The organism is Xanthomonas sp. D-36-1, from assembly GCF_017746155.1.
Lineage (GTDB): Bacteria > Pseudomonadota > Gammaproteobacteria > Xanthomonadales > Xanthomonadaceae > Xanthomonas > Xanthomonas cissicola.
This window is the reverse complement of record NZ_JAGHWR010000135.1, coordinates 1-1844: the sequence shown is the minus strand read 5'-3', so window position 1 is coordinate 1844 and position 1844 is coordinate 1. Positions and strand designations below refer to the sequence as shown.

Genomic DNA, 1844 nt, shown 5'->3' with positions numbered 1-1844 from the left:
CTGCCGGCGATGGGGAGCGTGCGTCTGTGAACCGGGAAATTCCCGCGGAAAGCGCCAGAAATGGCGAAATTCCGAAGTTCCAAAAGCCACTCTTCGGAACGACGCCACCTTCCGCCCTGTCAGGTCTCGTTGTTCAGACCTTCCCTAACTTCCGAACCATCGCCGCAGGCAAGGCCACCACGATGGGTCATATTCAGCGCAAGCACCTTGCTGACGCTAAAGTCGCTGTGCCACCGACCGATGCGATGAGTGAATTTGACCACACCATCGCGCCGCTGTTCGAGCAGATCATCAACAATGCTTTGCAATCTCGAACCCTTGCCCAACAGCGCGACATCCTGCTCCCCAAGCTGATTTCAGGCGAGTTTCGGGTAAGGGATGTGAAGTGCTTCCTGGAAAAAGCAAAGTGAGCCTGGATTGGTGCCCAGGCATCCGTGAAGCGTGCCTGTATTGGCGCGAGGCCCCGATGTTGCAGCAGACCTTCGAGGCGCTGGAACGCACCCTGGATCAGGACAATGATGCGTGTATAGATTGCGCGAAATCTATTGTTGAAGTATTTTGCCGGATCATCGTAGGTGAACTCGATTCGCCGACTCTGCCCGTGAGGCCGAAGGCTACGGCCCCAGACTTCGGTGAGTGGGTCGGTGCCGCTGTGCGCGTGCTTAAGCTCGGCGAAAACCAAAACAGCAAATTTCTCAAGCTGGTTTCGCAACACCATAAGTTGACATCAGCATTGGGCGATCTACGGAACGAATCTGGACCGGTCAGTCATGGGCGTGATGGATTTCTCGCCAAACTGTCCATTCACCATCGCCGCTCGGCTGTCCTGTCAGCGGATGCACTGGTGATGTTTCTGCATCAAGCCTACCTGGAGGCGCAGCGAGATCCGGTCAATTCGCGTGAGCCTTGGGAGCGGTTTGAGGAATTTAACCAATTAATTGACGCTTATGTCGGACTGGAGTTGGTAATGGACGATGACGGCAATTCTGGGTTTCGGGTTCTTTTGCCTGGCAATGACTCCTTCCCCCTCAATGTTTCCGTCAGCCGTTTGCTCTACCAGCTTGACCGCGCTGCTTATATCGAAGCGTTGAACGCCGCGCGTGATGCACCTGCTCTTGTAGCGGAGAAGGATGTGGAACGAGGAGAGCACTGATGGCCTGGGACTGGGCAGTGATTGGAACCGCTGTTGGTGGGTTTTCTACCCTGATCTACACCGGATTCACGTATGCACTGCTGCGCGAGAACCGTGCGCTGCGCAAGGCAGGCCGCTCGCCCCAGGTGGTTGCCCATTTCGAGCCGCACCCCGATGGCAACGGAGCCCTGCAACTTGCGTTCTCCAACGTAGGCACGGGTCCAGCCCTGGATGTCTGCTATTCGTTTGAGCATGAGGCTGGAGATTTCGAGAATTATCACATCTTGTTCAAGCATGCCGAAGAGCGCCCGGCGCTGACCATGATTGGGCAAGGTGAGAAGTTTAGCTTTACTTTTGCAATCGGATTCAACCTGTTCAACCCCAAAGATGCGAACGTCAGCAGACGGCTCAAGCCTTTTTACGTCAACGTTAGCTGGCGTGCTGCAGTGGAAAAAAAGCTAAACACTGAAAAATATCTTTTGGATGTCTCGGCATATGCCGGGCTACCTGGGGTGGTCGAAAAGCCATCCATTGCCAAGATCGCAGATGCGCTGGGTGACATAAAAAAGCACATGGGAACATTGGCGCAAAATGCTGACGCACGAATTCGAATAGTGGATGCGACCTCAATCGAGGAGCACATAAGGAAAGTCGTTCCAGTACGACAACCACTTTCCGATGAGGAGCAGAGCTAAGGAAGGTCTGAACAACG

At 54.4% G+C, this 1844-nt stretch carries 2 protein-coding genes and 1 pseudogene; all 3 read left to right on the top strand.

The window, feature by feature from the left end:
* Positions 1-410, top strand: a pseudogene (locus tag J7367_RS21990) (hypothetical protein); the annotation flags it as partial.
* A 56-nt stretch (positions 411-466) separates the two neighbouring features.
* Positions 467-1153, top strand: coding sequence for an abortive infection family protein (locus J7367_RS21985; protein ID WP_211116014.1), 687 nt, complete (start codon positions 467-469; stop codon positions 1151-1153).
* Positions 1153-1827, top strand: a complete 675-nt coding sequence (locus J7367_RS21980; protein ID WP_057664255.1) for a hypothetical protein — start codon at positions 1153-1155, stop codon at positions 1825-1827. Before J7367_RS21985 ends, J7367_RS21980 begins: the two co-directional genes overlap by 1 nt.
* Positions 1828-1844: the final 17 nt, after the last annotated feature.